The sequence below is a fragment of the Clostridium tyrobutyricum genome (assembly GCF_019144085.1).
In the GTDB taxonomy this organism is placed as follows: domain Bacteria; phylum Bacillota; class Clostridia; order Clostridiales; family Clostridiaceae; genus Clostridium_B; species Clostridium_B tyrobutyricum_A.
This window is the reverse complement of record NZ_JAHHUY010000002.1, coordinates 162663-181007: the sequence shown is the minus strand read 5'-3', so window position 1 is coordinate 181007 and position 18345 is coordinate 162663. Positions and strand designations below refer to the sequence as shown.

The 18345-nt window shown below is 28.9% G+C and carries 17 protein-coding genes and 2 riboswitches; of the genes, 16 read left to right on the top strand and 1 reads right to left on the bottom strand.

The annotated features are described in order from the left end of the window. Positions 1–52: 52 nt before the first annotated feature. From KM800_RS01625 to KM800_RS01595, 7 genes are all read left to right on the top strand, one after another. Positions 53–1147, top strand: coding sequence for an ABC transporter ATP-binding protein (locus KM800_RS01625; protein WP_217811499.1), 1095 nt, complete (start codon positions 53–55; stop codon positions 1145–1147). 46 nt (positions 1148–1193) lie between these two features. Further along, positions 1194–2258, top strand: coding sequence for an ABC transporter substrate-binding protein (locus KM800_RS01620; protein ID WP_217811498.1), 1065 nt, complete (start codon positions 1194–1196; stop codon positions 2256–2258). An 86-nt stretch (positions 2259–2344) separates the two neighbouring features. Beyond that, entirely contained in the window at positions 2345–3247 is a 903-nt protein-coding gene (locus KM800_RS01615) for an ABC transporter permease (protein WP_254906430.1), read from the top strand. Next, positions 3247–4035, top strand: a complete 789-nt coding sequence (locus KM800_RS01610; protein WP_217811497.1) for an ABC transporter permease — start codon at positions 3247–3249, stop codon at positions 4033–4035. The genes KM800_RS01615 and KM800_RS01610 overlap by 1 nt, the downstream gene beginning before the upstream one ends. A gap of 32 nt (positions 4036–4067) precedes the next feature. Next, positions 4068–4331 (top strand): TIGR04076 family protein, encoded by a 264-nt coding sequence (locus KM800_RS01605; protein ID WP_217811496.1) that lies wholly within the window; start codon positions 4068–4070, stop codon positions 4329–4331. A gap of 985 nt (positions 4332–5316) precedes the next feature. Then, positions 5317–6528: a PucR family transcriptional regulator gene (locus KM800_RS01600; RefSeq protein WP_217811495.1), complete on the top strand. Its 1212-nt coding sequence runs from the start codon at positions 5317–5319 to the stop codon at positions 6526–6528. Between the two features lie 77 nt (positions 6529–6605). Continuing rightward, on the top strand, positions 6606–7136 hold the full coding sequence (locus KM800_RS01595; RefSeq protein WP_217811494.1) for a phosphatase PAP2 family protein: 531 nt from the start codon (positions 6606–6608) through the stop codon (positions 7134–7136). A 71-nt stretch (positions 7137–7207) separates the two neighbouring features. On the opposite strand, the gene KM800_RS01590 is transcribed toward KM800_RS01595, so the two are convergent. Then, a complete protein-coding gene (locus tag KM800_RS01590) occupies positions 7208–7822 on the bottom strand; it encodes a histidine phosphatase family protein (protein ID WP_017895550.1) in 615 nt (204 codons plus the stop codon). A gap of 181 nt (positions 7823–8003) precedes the next feature. Further along, positions 8004–8108: riboswitch (SAM riboswitch) on the top strand. A gap of 258 nt (positions 8109–8366) precedes the next feature. Here KM800_RS01590 and KM800_RS01585 point away from each other — a divergent pair. The 9 genes from KM800_RS01585 to KM800_RS01545 all read left to right on the top strand — a co-directional run bounded on the left by KM800_RS01585 (position 8367) and on the right by KM800_RS01545 (position 18317). Further along, on the top strand, positions 8367–9440 hold the full coding sequence (locus KM800_RS01585) for an ROK family protein (protein WP_217811493.1): 1074 nt from the start codon (positions 8367–8369) through the stop codon (positions 9438–9440). A 10-nt stretch (positions 9441–9450) separates the two neighbouring features. After that, positions 9451–9666, top strand: a complete 216-nt coding sequence (thiS, locus tag KM800_RS01580; protein ID WP_217811492.1) for a sulfur carrier protein ThiS — start codon at positions 9451–9453, stop codon at positions 9664–9666. Next, positions 9656–10486 carry a HesA/MoeB/ThiF family protein gene (locus KM800_RS01575; protein WP_217811491.1) on the top strand — a complete coding sequence of 277 codons (831 nt, stop codon included), beginning with the start codon at positions 9656–9658 and terminating at the stop codon, positions 10484–10486. Before thiS ends, KM800_RS01575 begins: the two co-directional genes overlap by 11 nt. Before the next feature lie 6 nt (positions 10487–10492). Continuing rightward, on the top strand, positions 10493–10903 hold the full coding sequence (locus KM800_RS01570) for a M67 family metallopeptidase (RefSeq protein WP_217811490.1): 411 nt from the start codon (positions 10493–10495) through the stop codon (positions 10901–10903). Positions 10904–10930: 27 nt separating this feature from the next. Further along, a complete protein-coding gene (locus KM800_RS01565) occupies positions 10931–13249 on the top strand; it encodes a sulfurtransferase TusA family protein (RefSeq protein ID WP_217811489.1) in 2319 nt (772 codons plus the stop codon). A 64-nt stretch (positions 13250–13313) separates the two neighbouring features. Next, a complete protein-coding gene (locus KM800_RS01560) occupies positions 13314–14543 on the top strand; it encodes an O-acetylhomoserine aminocarboxypropyltransferase/cysteine synthase family protein (RefSeq protein WP_217811488.1) in 1230 nt (409 codons plus the stop codon). 449 nt (positions 14544–14992) lie between these two features. Next, positions 14993–15805 (top strand): adenosylmethionine decarboxylase, encoded by an 813-nt coding sequence (gene speD, locus KM800_RS01555; RefSeq protein ID WP_217811507.1) that lies wholly within the window; start codon positions 14993–14995, stop codon positions 15803–15805. Positions 15806–15819: 14 nt separating this feature from the next. Next, complete coding sequence (gene speE, locus KM800_RS01550) at positions 15820–16692, top strand: polyamine aminopropyltransferase (RefSeq protein WP_217811487.1); 873 nt, start codon at positions 15820–15822, stop codon at positions 16690–16692. Between the two features lie 134 nt (positions 16693–16826). Further along, a riboswitch (SAM riboswitch) is annotated at positions 16827–16931 on the top strand. 102 nt (positions 16932–17033) lie between these two features. Continuing rightward, positions 17034–18317, top strand: a complete 1284-nt coding sequence (locus KM800_RS01545) for an O-acetylhomoserine aminocarboxypropyltransferase/cysteine synthase family protein (RefSeq protein WP_217811486.1) — start codon at positions 17034–17036, stop codon at positions 18315–18317. Positions 18318–18345 lie beyond the last annotated feature (28 nt).

Sequence of the window (18345 nt, the reverse complement as noted above, 5' to 3'; positions counted from 1 at the left end):
TTAAATTATATATATATAATTTAATATATTGCATATAAGGGAGGAAATATAAATGGGCGTAATTGGTGCAGATTTATTGGTAGATAATGTAGAAAAATATTATAAAAGTTTTAAAGCTGTTGATAATGTTAGTTTTAAAGTCGATAAAGGAAAATTTTTAACTATACTTGGTCCCAGCGGTTCAGGAAAGACATCATTATTGAAATTAATTGCGGGATTTGAAAAACTTAATAGTGGTAAAATTTTATTAAATAATAGAAATATAAGTTTAGAGAAGCCATATAAGAGAAACATAGGGATGTTATTTCAAAATTATGCTTTATTTCCGCATATGACTATTTTTCAAAATATTGCTTATCCACTTAAGTTGAGAAAATATAGTAAAGATAGTATAAAAAACAAGGTAAAAGATATACTAAAACTTGTAAAATTGGACAATGTAGAAGACAGATATCCTAAACAATTAAGTGGAGGACAGCAGCAACGAGTTGCTTTAGCCAGAGCCATAGTTTTTGAACCACCATTGTTATTATTGGATGAACCTTTAGGTGCATTAGACAAAAAGTTAAGAGAAAATATGCAATTGGAAATAAAACATATTCAGCGGACTATTGGAATTACAACAATTAGTGTTACTCATGATCAAGAAGAAGCTCTAACTATGTCAGATAAAATATGTATAATGAATAATGGAAAAGTTGAACAGATTGATACTCCTGAAAATATATATAAAAGGCCTGCAAATAGATTTGTAGCAGATTTTATAGGTGATATAAATCTTATAAAAGGAAAGGTAATTGAAACAAAGGATAAAATGGCAATTATAGAAGTTTTTAATAAACAAATTGTCAAGGTAGAAATGGAAAATCCCGATCAATATGTCCAAGGCAAAGCCATTTCTATAGCTTTAAGACCAGAGAATATTGCTATTAGTCAAGATAAACCTAAATATGATAATAATATTAGAGGAATTATTAGAGAAGTTATTTTTGTTGGAGATGCTTTAAAGATAAAAGTCGCTGTAGAAAGTGGTGAGATATATTTATTAAGAACTTCAGGTTCTATCAATATAGATAATTTTTTGTCTATAGGAAAAAATATTTTTTTGAGTTGGACAATAGAAAATTGTTACATTGTTACTAAATGAAAACAGTACTAAGTTTGTTAATAAATTTAATAAGGGAGGAAATAACATGAAAATTAAGAAAATTTGTTCAATTATTTTATCAACTTTTTTACTATTTAGTATTACTGGCTGTGGAGGATCGACTGGAAAAGATTCAAGTAAAACTGATACTGATAAGGAACTAACTATTGTTGACTGGGGAGGAGTTTATTCAGAGTCTAGAAAAAAGGTTAATTATGAACCATTTGAAAAAAAATATGGTGTAAAAATAAACATAGTGTCACCAATAGATAATGGTAAGCTTAAATCTATAGTTGAATCTGGAAATAAACAATGGGATATAGCTAATGTAATGTCATATTTTGCAATACAAGCTGGAAATGACGGATTATTGGAAAAACTTGATTTCAATGTAATTGATACTAAGGGAATTGACAAAAAGTTTATTTCAGATTGGAGTGTAGGTTCAGATACATTTTCTACGGCAATAGGCTATAATAAAAATGATTTTTCTCAAAGCAATCATCCAAAAACATGGGGTGAATTTTGGAATTTGCAAAAATATCCTCAAGCACGTACTTTAGAAAAAGATCCTCAAGGAACATTAGAAGCTGCATTACTTGCCGATGGAGTCAAACCAGAAAATTTATATCCTCTGGATTTAGATAGAGCTTTTAAGAGTCTTGATAAAATTAAACCTAATGTTAAGCAATGGTGGACTACAGGTGCACAAGCTCCGACTATGCTTGCAAGTAGTGAGGTGGGTTTGGCTGCAGCATGGAATGGAAGAATAGTTGATGGCAAAAAGAAAGGTCAACCTATAGAAATAGAATATAATCAAGCTTTAGTTTCATCAGAAAGCTGGGTAGTACCTAAAGATGCACCTCATAAAAAATTGGCTATGGAATTTATAAATTTTGCTAGTCAGGCTGAACATCAAGCTGAGTTTTCAAAACTTATAGATTATGGACCAACTAATTCAGAAGCATATAAATATTTATCTGAGGATGATAAGAAAAGACTAGGCATATTTACAGATAATTCAGTTACCCAAATTATTGTTGATTCTGAATATTGGGGAAAAAATTACAATAAAGTTAATGATCAATTTCAAAAGTGGCTGTTGCAATAAATGATTATATATTAAAAGCGAATTTTGAAATAACTTATTTTAATATAATTTATTTTTATAAGCCACTTTAAGGAGGTAAATTAATTTTGAGTGAAAGTATGAGCAAAATAGTGAATAAAATTAATAAAGATAATTTTTTATTGAATTTATTTAAGAAATTTAAAAAAGAATGGCTTCTAGTAATAATACCAGCACTTTTTATTATAATAGTTATGTTTATACCAATATTAAAATTATTTAAGTTAGCTGTATTTGATACTGATGGTTTTACTTTAAAATATTTAGGACAGATTTTTACACAAAAGATATATTTAACAGTAATACTTATAACATTGATAACATCAATTTTAGTAACACTGTTAACTCTTGTTTTGGCATATCCGGTTTGTTATTGTTTAATAAAACTTAAATCAAAGAGGATTAAAGGAATAATAATGGCACTTGTTTTGATTCCATTTTGGATAAGTTTGTTAGCACGTACTTTTTCATGGATGATAATTTTACAGGATAAAGGTATAGTCAATAATTTTTTAATAAGCATTGGATTGATAAATCAGCCAATACATTTAATGTATAATACCATTGGAGTAGTTATTGGCATGACACATATATTATTTCCATATATGTTTTTAAATATATATGCAAATATGGTCAATATAGATATTAGACTACTTCAGGTATCTGAAATCATGGGATCTAGACCATATAAAACTTTTTGGATAATATTTTTCCCATTATCTATACCGGGTATATTTACAGGGTCACTTCTTGTATTTGTTCTAGCTATGGGATACTTTATAATTCCATCATTTCTTGGGGGCACAAAAGATATGATGGTTTCGACTTTAATACAAAATGATATAATAAGTACCCTAAATTGGCCTATGGCATCAGCTTTAGCATTAATGTTGTTTATATTAATGTTACTTATTTTAGGTGTGTCCTTAATAATTTTTAAGAATAATCCTATGTTAAAGGAGGGTTTGTAATGCTATTATATATATTTACATTTTTAGTAGTAATTTTTCTTATTTCACCTATAATAGTTTTGGTTCCTATTTCATTTACTTCATTATCCTATTTTAAATTTCCGCCTCCTAGTTTTTCTACTCAATGGTATAATAGTTTTGTTCAGAATGATGAATGGCTGAAGAGCTTTTTTAAGAGTTTGGAATTATCATGTGTTGTTGTAATATTATCTGTAATTATAGGAACAATCGCTGCTTTAGCTGTTTCAAGAGTAAATTTTAAGTTTAAAAAAGCATTTATGGCCTTAATGGTAACTCCTATGATAATTCCAATAGTTATTATTGGGGTAGCATTGCTTAATTCCTTTGCTAAAATTGGTCTCAATGATACCATGATAGGACTTATAATAGCACATACTTTGATAGCAGTTCCTATTGTATTTGTTACAGTAATGTCGGGATTGAAGGGGTTGGATAAAAATATTGAATTAGCAGCTGAGGGACTAGGATCAACAGAAATAAGAGTATTTTTTAAAATAATACTTCCACAATTAAAATCATCAATGCTTTCTGCATGCCTATTTGCCTTTATTACTTCTTTTGATGAAGTATCAGTTACTTTATTTTTAGCAGGTACAAAAACAAAAACTTTGCCAGTAGCTATGTGGGAAACCATGAGAACAGAATTAACACCTACTTTGGCTGCAGTTTCATGTATATTAATTTTACTTACGATCATAATTCTTGCGCTTCAGAACATATTCAATTATAGATTAAAAAATAAATATACATGTTCTTCAAATAAATAATATTTACGGAAAGATAGAAAGGTGGATATATAATGGAGAAAGTTATTATTAATGTTATAGGATCTAAGTGCGATTGTTATAAAAAGGGAGATAAAATATATATAGAAGATATGCTAATTAATATGAAAAGAACAAGTAATGTTTGTGTTATGGCACTTCAAGCAATTTTCCCATTTGTATATGCTTCTAGAAAAGGTGTTACTCCAGAACAGATGGGTTATGGAGAGAAACTTATAGTTCAGTGTCCTGACTATCAAGAAACAGTTATATTTGAAGTAGAAAAAGTTGATTGCTAATATTGATAAATTTTAGTTGAGTATAATTGAAAATTTATTTTCTTGAGTTAATTATATGGAGAACGAGTGTAGATAGTTTGTGTAAAAAATCAAATTTATACTCATTCCATTGATAATATGAGCTGTTAAAATGATTTTGTGTATTCCATTTCTTAAGGATAATAAGCTCAAAACAAAAATTTTTAATGACTTGTATGGATTTTATTTGCTATACAAAAAAATAGAACTTTGTGATAAAAACCGCTATGAACGCCATATTAAATTCGTCTATTATATTTAATAGACGAATTTAATAAAAACAAATACAAATAAAGTTTAGAAAATATCCATGGAATCTTTAAAAATTTCAATACTATGCTATAATTTACAGATTAAAATCTACACTACTGTTTTCAATCTATGTTTCTATATCGTAAATACCACCTTATTTCATGTGTATGTCAGAAAAAAATAATGTTGAAATTCATAAATAATTTTTTGTAGGCATCATGTAGAAATACTTGAAAAAGTTTCAATAGTGATGGAATCAGTTGTTAGTCTATTTAATTCAATGAGTATTTATTAAAGACAGGAAATTTCAGGTAGAAACTTTTTTATAATGGAAATAATTATCTTTCTGCTATCTGCAAGTAATGCCTCATATCTTTTTTTTCACTGTACATTAAATTATTAGACGTGAAAAGAACAAATGTTTATCAGTTAAAAATGTAATTTTACTATTTTTATAATATGAATTATTATAGTATAAATGGATAAAAATAAATTAATAATAAACAACAGGATAATTTAAAAGACCGTTTGATTTGAATTTTTGAAGATGTACCCATTGTATAAAATTTTGAGATAAGCAGTGGAAAAAGTATATAAATAAATTTTTGATAATTCAATATAATGTATTAAGATTGAATCTTCTATAAACTTATAAAAAGTAACTTTATTATATTGCCTGTGTTTATTAGCATTTAATGGAGATGTTTGATGAATTATGATAGTTAATTGTGGAAATGTAAGTACCCTGCCATATGCAAATAAATTGAAACTTATAGCAGGAAAAAATGGACTTGACAGAGTTATAAAGTGGGTTCATTATATGGAAAATCCTGAATATGTTGTGTGGCTAAAAGGAGGTGAATTGGTTTTAATAACAGGTATAATAATAAAAAATGATTTAGGTGCACTGATTAAAATTGTAGATGATTTGAATAATAAAAATGTTTCTGGGCTTGTTATTAATATAGGACCATATATAGAAAAGACCCCACAAAAAGTAATAGATATTGCAAATTCATTTAATTTTCCCATATTTGAATTACCTTTTGAAGTGAGATTTATTGATTTAAGTCAGAGTATATGTAAGGCTATTTTTATGAGCAGAATTGAACAGGATTCCATGAATGATTTTATGAAAAATGTAATTTATAATTATAAAAGTTATAGTCAGGAAGTTACAAATAGAGCAATTTTTTATGGATATAATCCAGAATCAATTTATTGTACGGTTATAATAAATGTAGACAATTTTACGCAAATTGTTTTTAATAATGGTATTTGGGATGAAGAACTTGCATTTAGACTTATACAGCAAATTAATCAAATTATAGTTGATATAATGAATTTTCATGATAAAAATAGTGCAATTCGTATAGTGGAAAATAACTCTATTATAATTATGATTCCTATTGAGCATATAAAAGGAAATAAAATAAATCTACTTGCAAATGAGATGATTAATAGAATAAAATATAAACTAAAGTATATTAACATAAGTATTGGAATAAGTAATTTTTGGTCAAGACTGGAAAATTTTAAATATAGTGTTAATGAAGCTCAAAAAGCTTTGAAAATCTTGAAAACTGTAAAAAATAAAACCCATATATGTAGTTATAATAATATTGGTATATATAAATTATTGCTTGAGATAGAAAAAAAGGATGAAATTAAAATATTTTATGAAGAAATACTTGGAAAATTAATCAAGTATGATATGAAAAATTCTACTAAATTAGTTAAAACACTAAAAATATATATAGAAAATAATTGTAATTTTATAAAAACCTCCAATGCTCTTTTTATTCATAAAAATACATTAAATTATAGAATTAAAAGAATACAGGATATATCTGGAGCTAATGTCAAAAATATAGATGATTTATTGAATTTTAGTATGGCCTTTAAAATAAAAAATTTTATAATATAGAGCAATTATAATTGTTTATTTAGTAGTTTTCTATTTTATGTTATTATATTTAATAAAAAGAAAATGAGGTAATAAGCATGATATCATCAGTTTATAAATTTGATTTTTATTTACTTCAATTCATACAGAATAATATGCATGGATATATTATGGACAAACTAATGATTTTGGTGACATCTCTTGGAGACATGGGTATTATATGGATAGCGATAGCTATTCTATTAATAGCAAATAAAAAATATAGACATATAGGGTATATGACTGTAATGGCTATAATTTTAGGAGCTGTATTTGGAGAAGTTATATTAAAACACATATTTCAAAGACCAAGACCATTTATTGCTGTACACACATTAAATGTGCTGATTTCAAAACCAACATCATCATCTTTCCCATCAGGACATACCACGGCAGCTTTTGCAGCTGCAGGTATACTATCTGAATGTTTTAAAAAATATGGGGCGGCATTTTGGATACTAGCAGTTTTAATAGCCTTTTCAAGACTATATTTGTATATGCATTATCCCACAGATGTGATGGGCGGTATAGCATTGGGATTGATATGCAGCAGATTGACTTTTTATATATTTAAAAGATATGAATATTAATGTATTTTATGTTTTTTAGATGCTTAGAAACTATAAATATAGAACATATCTATATTTATAGTTTTAACTAATTATTTAAGCAAATGTGAAGTATCGTTTATGGTAAGTATTACAGGATTTAAATTATCATCAAAAAGTATTTTTGACACAGATGTATTTAAAAGTATGATTTTATGATACATAGTGAGCTTCCAATCAAATAATCCAGTTAATCCCGCTTTTATAATACCACCATGAGCAACCATAGCAATTTTTTTGCCTCTATGTTCTTTTACAATGGATAATATAGCATTTTTAGCTCTAAAGCAAGCATTCTTGAGACTTAGTTCTCCACCGCATAAAGGTCCCTCTATATCGTCTGTTCTCCAAGCTTTATATTCTTCCTTATAGTTACGTAAAATTTCTTTTGTAGTTAATCCTTCCCATTTTCCATAGTTGATTTCGTGTAAATCATTTACTATTAAGGGCTTTTTTCCAGTCCCATTGGCGATTATTGAGGCAGTTTTTTTAGCACGTTTTAAAGGACTTGAGTATATATAATCAAAGTCTCCATTTAGTTTTTTACCCAAATATTCAGCTTGCTCTACTCCCTTTGATGCTAATTCTATGTCTGAACACCCCTGAAATTTACCTAATTTATTCCATTTAGTTTCTCCATGCCTTATTAATAGTAATTCAGTCTCCATTAGCTATCTCCCATAATAATTTTTTATATAAACTAAAAATATTTATATATAAATATTAAAATATTTAACTTGTCAAGTCAATAAAATGTTATAGAAAAGTATATGTAAAAGATTATTGGATAATTTTTTATATTGAAAATTTAATTGAAATATGGTAAAGTTAAGATAACTAAATACGGAATTCTTATCAAGAGAGGTAGAGGGATTGGCCCTATGACACCCGGCAACCTGAGTAAGCTTATTCAACGGTGCTAATTCCAGCAGGTATATACCTGAAAGATGAGAGAGTACAATAAAAAAGCTTTCTTGTAATTTTAGTCAGGAAAGCTTTTTTGAATTTTAGGTTACTTGATTTTCAGTTGTAATAAAATGATAGTTTGTAAATTACTTTATTAAGTTTTATTTTACGATCTTTTTACCATAATGGTTAAAAGCTTAGGGAAGGTGTGGTTGAAAAATAAATGTCAATTGTAATTGTGACTTATTTAGCAGTCTGAGTCCTGAAGGTAAAAAAATATTTAGTTTACTTCAAAAAAAAGGTTCTATGACAAAAAATGAAATTTCATTTGCATCAAAAATGAAATTGACATCTCTAAACCGTGTAATGAAACCTCTTGAGCAAAACAATATGGTAATTAAATATCTTATGGGAAATTCTACAGGAGGAAGACGACCTGTATTATATAATATAAACCTATGTGCTTCATATATAATAGGTTTGGATATATATAATAATTATGTAAAAATTGTATTTAGTAATTTAAAAATTGATATAGTATGTAAGGAAGTATTTAAAATAGAATGTAAAGATACTTCTGATAAGATTACAGAAAAAATTTTTAAGACTATAGACAAGATGGTTTTAAATTTAAGCTTTGATTGTTTGAATCTTATTGGTATAGGAATATCAGTTGGTAATAATAATGATTTAAAAAATATATCTATAAAAAACATTCTGCAAAAAAGGTTGATGTGTCCAGTTATATTAGAGAATAGAGCAATTTCATCTGCTGTTTTGGAGTATTTTTATAAGTTTAATTGTGCATTTGAGAATTTAGGCTATTTTAGCTGTGAGTCTCAAATTACAACTGGGATAATTTTATCAGGGAAAATTTTGAAAACTTTTGATAATGGACAAGATGCATTTGGAAACATGATTGTAGATGTCAACCAATATTCAAATAACTCAAATGGATGCATTCAAACTTATTCATCAACAGATGCATTAGTGGAAAGATTTATTGCCAGGATAAGTAAAGGTATTACTACAATTATAAACAAACCTTTAAGCAATATAGACTATAAAGATATATGTATTGCAGCTGAACAAAATGATCAACTTTCAATAAGTATAATAAAAGAAGCTGCAATGGCATTTGGAATAGGATTGATTAATTACATACAATTGCTGGACTTAAAAGTCGTAATATTAACTGGAGATTTACCAAAAAGCTCCAAAATGTTTTATGATATATGTATTAAAATGGTGTCTGAAAAGTTACATTTGGATAAAGGTACAAAAGTTATTTTTAAAAAGAAAGAGTATTTTGCAGAAGATACCGCAGCCATAGGTGCTGCTGCCGTAATAATGGAAAAATATTTAGATAATTATAATTAGGAGGAAAATTATGAATATAAAAGTAAATGGAGAAGACAGAGATATAAAGGACGGGGTAACAGTAACTGAAATTTTGAAAATTGAAAATGTAGAGATGCCAGATATGGTTTCAGTACAATTAAATGATGAATTTGTAGACAGAGATAAATTTTCTAGTACTGTATTAAAACAAGACGATAAAATTGAGTTCTTGTATTTTATGGGAGGTGGATCTATTGGATTTTAATGAAGAACAAATTGAAAGATATTCAAGACATATAATATTATCAGAAGTTGGAGTGGAAGGACAGGAAAAACTTTTAAATTCCAAGGTTCTTGTAATTGGAACTGGTGGGTTAGGTGCTCCAGCAGCTATGTATTTGGCAGCTGCCGGTATAGGAACTATTGGACTTGTAGATGGGGATGTAGTTGATCTTTCCAATCTTCAAAGACAGATAATACATCAGACAAAAGATGTAAACAAACCTAAAGTGCAATCTGGAAAAGAGACAATAAATGCATTGAATCCAGATGTAAATGTAATTACCTACAATGAAATTGCAGATTCTACGAATATAATGGATATTATAAAGGACAAAGATTATGATTTTATAATAGATGGAACAGATAATTTTCCTGCAAAATTTCTTATAAATGATGCTTGTGTTCTTGCCAAAAAACCATTTTCACATGGTGGCATAATAAGATTTCAGGGACAGTTAACTACATATATACCTGATAATGGAACACCTTGTTACAGATGTATATTTCAATCACCACCACCAGCTGGTGTTGTACCAACTTGTAGAGAAGCAGGTGTCTTAGGTGTAATGGGAGGAGTAATAGGATCTCTTCAGGCTACTGAAGCACTAAAATACATTCTAGGTCTTGGAGACAGCTTGGCAGGATATCTTTTAACTTATAATGCATTGACTATGCAGTTTAGAAAGATAAAGGTTTCTAAAAATAAAAAATGCGGTATATGCGGTGAACATCCTACTATAACGAATCTTATAGATTATGAACAAGCTGCTTGTGATCTAAAAACAGGAAATTTAAAAGGGTGATATAATATGATTTATATAAATAAATTGGAATACGAGAAAATTGTAGATCAGGCAAGAAGAGAAATTCCTGATGAGTGTTGTGGATATATAGGAGGCAAAAAATCTGAAGGAGATATTTTTATAAAAAAAGTATATCCTTTGACAAATATAGATCATAGCAATGAACATTTCTCTATGGATCCAAATGAACAGTTCAATGCTATAAAAGCTATAAGAAATGAAGGACTTGTAATGATAGGAAATTATCATTCACATCCAGAATCTCCTTCTAGACCATCAGAAGAAGATAAAAGACTTGCCTTTGATCCTAGCATACTGTATGGAATACTATCACTTGAAAAGGAAGAACCTGTGTTTAACTTATTTAAAGTAGACAAGGATAAAAATGTTGAAAAGCTTAAGTATGAAATTGTTTAAGTAAATTATTGGGAGTGATTGATATTTATGATAGATATAAGTCAAGAAAACTATAAAGCTATAGAAGATATAGGAGAAAAGTCAAAGCAATATGCTGAAGGTAACATAAATCCTATAAGATTTAAGGCCTTCAGAGTATCTATGGGATTTTATGAACAGAGGAAAAAAGAAACTTATATGTTAAGGACTAGAGTACCAGGTGGAGTAATAAATTTAAAACAATTTCAGCGTATAAGTGAACTTGGAAGAAAATATGCAGATGGAAAAGTGAGATTTACTTCAAGACAGGATATACAATTTCACAGTATAAATCTAGAGTATGCATACCCAATAATGAAGTCTCTTATAGAAGTTGGAATAATTACAAAAGGAACAGGTGGAAATACTGTAAGAAATATTGAGTGTTCGCCACTTTCAGGAGTTTCATTAGACGATGTATTTGATGTAACACCTTATATGAAGGCTGCTACCAATTATTTAATAAAAGATCCTACTACAATGAATATGCCAAGAAAGTATAAGATAGCTTTTTCAAATAGTGGAGCTGATACTGGTAATGCTACAATTTCTGATCTTGGTTTTATAGCTAAAATTGTAGATGGAAAAAGAGGCTTTGAATTGTATGGTGGTGGTGGATTTGGTGGAAGTCCACAGGTAGCTTTAAAACTTAAAGATTTTATATCTGATAAAGATATTTTATATTATATTCAGGGAATGAAAAATCTTTTTGAAGCAGAAGGAGATAGAACCAATAAAAATAAGGCACGAATAAGATTTATAGTTAAAAGACTTGGAAAAGAAAAATTTATTGAAAGATTTAATGAAGAAGTAAATAAATTAAAAGCAGAGTCAAAACTTGACATAAATGTAAATTCAGATGAATTTACAGTAAATAAATCAGCTGAAATAGTAGAAAAAGTTAAAGTATCAAAAGATTTTGAAAATATATTATTTCCACAGAAACAAGCGGGATATTATTCAGTTTACATACATCCTCAAAGCGGAAATTTAGATGTAGATAATCTTGACAAAATACTTAATTTTATTGAAAAACTTGGCTACGATATATCAATAAGAACAACTAATACACAGGGCTTTATAGTAAGAGACCTAAAAGAAAATGATGCCCAAAAATTACTTGATATAATTAAAGAATTTACATCTATATACAATATAGACAATTCTTTAACCTGTGTAGGTGCTTCAACATGCCAGCTTGGACTTTGCCTTTCACAAAATCTTTTGGTAGGAATAAAGGATGAGTTTAAATCTGCGGACAAAAGTGTGAAAGCAGCACTTCCAAGATTATATATATCAGGATGTCCTAATTCCTGTGCTCAACATGAAAAAGGTAAGATAGGTTTACACGGAAGAGCTAAAAGAACTCAAAATGGACTTGTCCCAATGTATTCTGTATCTTTTGGAGGAAGAATAGGTTCTGGTGGAGCAAAAATGGGAGATGAATATGGAGATATTCCAGCAAAGAAGATACCTGAATTTTTACATAAACTAGCATCTCTAAAAGTAGATTCAGGTTATGAAGATTTTTATGAATTCATGGATAATAAAAATAATGATATAAAAGAATTAGTTAGTAAATATACTGATATAGAAAAATTTATAGCAGATTCTGACATTTATTTTGATTTTGGTTCATGTGAGAGCTTCTCACTCAAAGGTAGGGGTCCTGGAGAATGCAGCAGCGGCGTAATGGATGTAATCAAACTGGATTTATCAAACGCAGGATCATCACTTGAAAAATACAAGCAGACTAAAAAAGATTTGGCTTTGTATTCTTCAGCAGTTTCCTCAGCAAGAACACTTCTAGTATTAAGAGGAGTAGATACAAACAAGGATAGGGAAATATTCAAGGAATTTGAAAAGAACTTCGTGGATACCGGTTATGTAAAATCATCGATTAAAGAGTTATTTGAAAGCCTTATAGATTACAAACTTGGAGATTCAGCTAATATATCCGATAAATTGCCTGAAGTTGAATATTTGTTTAAAAAAGTAGAAGCTATGTATAAGTCATTGGATGGAAAACTTGAAATAACACTTCCAAAGGAAGAAAATTTAGATTCTAAATCTGATGACAAGGAAGATAATAATGAAAAAGATGGATACAAGGTTATTGACTTTAGAGGGGTAAAATGTCCTATAAATTTTGTAAAAGTCAAAATTGAGTTATCCAAGATTAAATCTGGCGAAAAAAGAGGATTTTATCTAGATGATGGAGATCCAATAAAAAATGTTCCTGAAAGTGTTAGAAAAGAAGGACATAAAATAATTTCCATAGATACAAATTATGAAGGATATAATTTGCTTGTTGTAGAGAAAAAATAGAAACTAGTTTAGAAAGATGGAATAAATTTAATTTGTTCCATCTTAAATAGATTGAGGTGAAAATATGAAGTTTAATACCAAACTTATACATGGAAATGCAAGATTGGATGGAACAGGTGCTACTAATACTCCAGTATATCTTTCTAATGCATATGCTCACACAAGTGCAGAAAAACTTGAAAAGATATTTCAGGGAAAGGATATGGGGTATGCATATACTAGAATATCAAATCCTACAGTTACTTCTTTTGAAAGAAGAATTGCAAGTATAGAAAATGGAATGGTTGCTACATCTGCAGCATCTGGTATGAGTGCTATGTATCTTGCTATAATGAATATAGTCGAAAGCGGAGATGAGATAGTTTCATCAAGTGGTCTCTATGGTGGTACATATACCCTTATGAGAAATTTAAAATCTATTGGAGTAAAAGTCCATTTCCTGGAAGATATAAATACAAATACATTGTCAACTGTAACAAACAAAAAAACAAAATTAGTTTTTGCAGAGACTATTGGAAATCCAAAACTTGATGTTTTGGATATAGAGGCTATATCGGAGTTCTGCAAGGATAATAATATTTTATTTGTTGTGGATTCAACTGTGACTACTCCATATCTTATAAAACCATTAGAATATGGTGCCGATATTGTAATACATTCTACATCCAAATATATAAATGGAACATCTAATTCTATAGGAGGAATTATAGTAGACGGTGGAAGTAGTAAATATACAGATAAAAGATATGAAAACTTTTTGCCTTATACAAAAAAATATGGCAAGATGGCATTTACTGCTAAATTAAAGGATACAATAGGCAGGGATATTGGACCATCGCTTTCACCATTTAATGCATTTTTAAATCTTACGGGAGTGGAAACACTATCTCTTAGAATGAAAGAGCATTGTAAAAATGCATTGAGTGTTGCTAAATATTTAAGTGATAATGAGAAGATAGTGGATGTAAACTATCCAGGACTTGAGAGTTCCAGGTATTATGATTTAGCAAAAAAGTATTATAAAAATGGATCTGGTGGCATACTAACATTCAGGCTTGGAAGTAAAGAAAAGGCGTTTAAATTTTTGGACAATTTAAAATTGATATTGAATCTTACAAATATAGGAGACACTAAATCTATTATAATTCATCCTTCATCTACCATATGTTCTAATAATACTGATGAAGAAAAGAAACAAATGGGAGTTTATGAAGATCTTTTAAGATTATCTGTAGGTATAGAAGATGTGGAAGATATAATAGCAGATATTGACAGCGCTTTGAAAGAACTTTAATTTCTATTGACATAAACGATGTTTTATTTGTTATTTAAAATAACATCAAAATGCAGTTAAAAGTTAGTAATCATTCATTAACAAAGATAAAGTTAACATAGTGTCTTCTGTTTGGATTTACCGCTGTAAGACTTTTAACACAATGGTACAATTTTGTACTTATTGTGTTGAATGTCTTTATTTTTTCATCAAATAATTTTATTAGTTAAATTTTTTAATTTTATATATTGTAAGAGATATTAAATGGCTGTATAATTTTAATGTCGTATTGAGTTTTCATATCCTAAAATACAATTTTAATAATAGCAATTGTATAATCCATGAAGTTTTATTAAATAATTATATATATAAACTTAAGTATATAAATGTGTGCTTAAATTTTAAATACATAAAATTAAAATTTGTATAACTGTTAAATTGAAATTCTGCATGAAAGAGATGAGAATTATATTATGAATAATCTAAAAAATAAATTAAAATTGTATGGATTTAATAATCTTACAAAGACTTTGAGTTTCAATATTTATGATGTATGCTATACTAGATCCGAAGAAGAGAGAAAAAGATATATAGATTATATAGATGAACAGTATAATTCTGATAGACTTACAGAAATTTTAAAAAATGTAACTGAAATAGTTGGAGCAAGTGTATTAAATGTGGCAAAACAGGATTATGATCCTCAAGGAGCAAGTGTAACCATTCTCATTTCGGAAGAGGAGATCCCTGTATATATGATTGATAATAGTTGTAATAGAGGAATCTTAACTCCTCTTAGAAAAAACATTGTTTCTCATCTTGATAAAAGTCATGTTACAGTACATACATATCCGGAAAGTCATCCTCAGAATAATGTTGCCACTTTTCGTGTAGATATAGATGTATCAACATGTGGAAAAATATCGCCATTAAATGCGCTTAATTATTTAATTGGAAGTTTTGATTCAGATGTTATAACTATAGACTATAGAGTTAGAGGATTTACTAGAGATATATATGGAGAAAAGCATTTTATAGATCATGACATAAGTTCTATTCAGAATTTTGTATATCAGGATATTCTTGATAAATATCATCTTATAGATATGAATATATATCAATCAAATATATTTCATACAAAGATGAGAATAAATGAATTGAATATTAATAAATATTTGTTTGATACTAAAAATAGTAATGTTTCCAATAAAGAAAAAACAGATATTCTCAATAAGCTTGAAAGAGAAATTAATGAAATTTTTTATGGAATAAATATAAAATAAATAGGAGGCGTTTTATGAATAACAGTGAATTACCTAAATATTTCAAGTTTGATAAAGATGGAATTTGGTTTGAAGAATTTGAAGTGGAAAAGAAAACTATGAAGATTACTTACAAATTGAATAAAATACTTTCTTATTGTAAATCAAAATATCAGGAAATTGCTTTAATTGACACTAATGCATTTGGAATATGTCTGGTTTTAGATGGAATAATGCAATCTACTACAAAAGATGGATTTATATACAATGAGATGATAACTCATATACCAATGCTTACTCATAAAAAACCTAAAAGAGCTTTAGTAATAGGTGGAGGAGATTGTGGAGCAGTTAGAGAACTTTCCAAATATAGAGAACTGGATTCTATAGATATGGTAGAATTAGATGAAGTTGTAACAAGAGAATGTATAAAGTTTCTTCCCGAAATAAGTGGTGGAGAAAATTTTGATAATAGAGTAAATTTTAAATTTGGTGATGGAGTGGAATATGTAAAAAATGTTCCTCAAAAATATGATGTTATATCCGTAGATTCTCCAGATCCTGAAAGTTATGCCAAGGATTTATTTGGAGAGGAATTTTATAAAAATGTAAAAAAATCTTTGAATGATGATGGAGTAATGGTATGTCAGAGTGAATCTCCAATGCTTCATATGGATATAATCAATAATACAAGAAAGATATTGAAAGATAATTTTAACATAGTAAGGACCTATGTTGCTTTTGTCCCAAGTTATCCAGGTGGACTTTGGAGCTTTACTATAGCTTCTGATGTATATGATCCTTTAAATTTAGATCAAAATAGACTCCCTGATAATACAAGATATGTAACAAAGGAGATTGTCAAATCTTGTTTTAATCTTCCTAATTTTATAAATAGGCTTAAATAGAATATCAAATTTTGTATTATATATCAAAGATTATTTATAAAATTTTCTATTGATATATTTTGAAAGTCTATTGACAAATTAGTTGAAAAACTGTATATTATATTTAACTTAATTACCAACAATTAAATATATATTTCTTATCAAGAGAGGTGGAGGGACTGGCCCTATGATGCCCGGCAACCTGAATATAGAATATTCATTGGTGCTAATTCCAGCAGGTAAAACCTGATAGATGAGATACAAGAGGATATTACTTCCTGCAGTTTCTCTGTAGGAAGTTTTTTATTTACCTACATTCCCAGTATGATAAAATACATAATTAATAAAAGGAGAGATTAATCATGAGTGAAGAGAGAAAATTGTCATTTGAAACATTACAGGTACATGCAGGACAGGTTCCTGATCCGGTAACAGGAGCAAGAGCAGTTCCAATATACCAGACTACTTCTTATGTTTTTAAGGATGCAGATGAGGCAGCTGACTTTTTCCAATTAAAAAGACCAGGAAATGTATATGGAAGAATAATGAACCCGACTGAAGATGTTTTTGAAAAAAGAGTTGCAGAACTTGAAGGAGGAGTTGCAGGCCTGGCTACTGCTTCAGGACTTGCAGCAATATTTTATTCAATACTCAATGTGGCAAGTGCAGGCGACAACATAGTATCTGCAAGTACTCTTTACGGTGGAACATATGAATTGTTTTCAGTAACACTGAAAAAATTAGGTATAAGTGTAACTTTTGTAGATCCAGATGATCCTGAAAATATAAGAAAGGCCATAACTGACAAAACAAAAGCAGTGTATGCTGAAACAATAGGAAATCCAAAAATAAATATACTTGACATAGAAAAAGTAGCAAATATTGCACATGAAAATAAAATACCACTTATTATAGATAATACATTTGCAACTCCATACTTGGTAAGACCAATAGAATATGGTGCAGATGTAGTTGTACACTCTGCAACTAAGTTTATAGGCGGACATGGAACAACGCTCGGTGGAATTATAGTAGACGGTGGAAAGTTTGATTGGGCAGGAAGTGGTAAATTTCCCGATTTTACAACACCTGATAAAAGTTACGGCGGACTTGTATATGCAGACCTTGCCCCGGCTTCATTTGCAGCAAAGGCACGAGTTCAGCTTTTGAGAAATACAGGGGCAACTTTAAGTCCACAAAGTGCATTCTATCTTCTACAAGGGCTGGAATCACTATCGCTTAGAGTTGAGAGACATGTAGAAAATGCAAGGAAGGTAGTAGAATTTTTAAGTAAACATCCTAAGGTTTCATGGGTAAACTATCCTGAATTAGAGTCGAGTCCATATAGAGAACTGTCCAAAAAATATTTGCCAAAGGGAGCAGGTTCAATATTTACTTTTGGAATAAAGGGAGGACTTGAAGCTGGAAAGAAATTTATAAACAGTGTTAAACTATTCTCTTTGCTTGCCAATGTGGCGGATGCAAAGTCTCTGATAATACATCCGGCAAGTACTACACATGCAGAACTTACACCAGAAGAGCAAAAAGAGGCAGGCGTAACGCCTGATCTTATAAGACTTTCTATAGGTGTAGAAGGTATTGATGATATTATATATGATTTGGATCAAGCACTCGCAAAAATTTGACGATAAACAACAATAAAATAGGGCTGTT

Excerpts from the sequence above, each read along its gene's own strand:
- KM800_RS01625 (WP_217811499.1), top strand. The coding sequence starts at position 53 with ATGGGCGTAATTGGTGCAGATTTATTGGTAGATAATGTAGAAAAATAT.
- KM800_RS01620 (WP_217811498.1), top strand. The coding sequence starts at position 1,194 with ATGAAAATTAAGAAAATTTGTTCAATTATTTTATCAACTTTTTTACTA.
- KM800_RS01610 (WP_217811497.1), top strand. The coding sequence starts at position 3,247 with ATGCTATTATATATATTTACATTTTTAGTAGTAATTTTTCTTATTTCA.
- KM800_RS01605 (WP_217811496.1), top strand. The coding sequence starts at position 4,068 with ATGGAGAAAGTTATTATTAATGTTATAGGATCTAAGTGCGATTGTTAT.
- KM800_RS01600 (WP_217811495.1), top strand. The coding sequence starts at position 5,317 with ATGATAGTTAATTGTGGAAATGTAAGTACCCTGCCATATGCAAATAAA.
- KM800_RS01595 (WP_217811494.1), top strand. The coding sequence starts at position 6,606 with ATGATATCATCAGTTTATAAATTTGATTTTTATTTACTTCAATTCATA.
- KM800_RS01590 (WP_017895550.1), bottom strand. The coding sequence starts at position 7,822 with ATGGAGACTGAATTACTATTAATAAGGCATGGAGAAACTAAATGGAAT.
- KM800_RS01585 (WP_217811493.1), top strand. The coding sequence starts at position 8,367 with ATGACAAAAAATGAAATTTCATTTGCATCAAAAATGAAATTGACATCT.
- thiS (WP_217811492.1), top strand. The coding sequence starts at position 9,451 with ATGAATATAAAAGTAAATGGAGAAGACAGAGATATAAAGGACGGGGTA.
- KM800_RS01570 (WP_217811490.1), top strand. The coding sequence starts at position 10,493 with ATGATTTATATAAATAAATTGGAATACGAGAAAATTGTAGATCAGGCA.
- KM800_RS01565 (WP_217811489.1), top strand. The coding sequence starts at position 10,931 with ATGATAGATATAAGTCAAGAAAACTATAAAGCTATAGAAGATATAGGA.
- KM800_RS01560 (WP_217811488.1), top strand. The coding sequence starts at position 13,314 with ATGAAGTTTAATACCAAACTTATACATGGAAATGCAAGATTGGATGGA.
- speE (WP_217811487.1), top strand. The coding sequence starts at position 15,820 with ATGAATAACAGTGAATTACCTAAATATTTCAAGTTTGATAAAGATGGA.
- KM800_RS01545 (WP_217811486.1), top strand. The coding sequence starts at position 17,034 with ATGAGTGAAGAGAGAAAATTGTCATTTGAAACATTACAGGTACATGCA.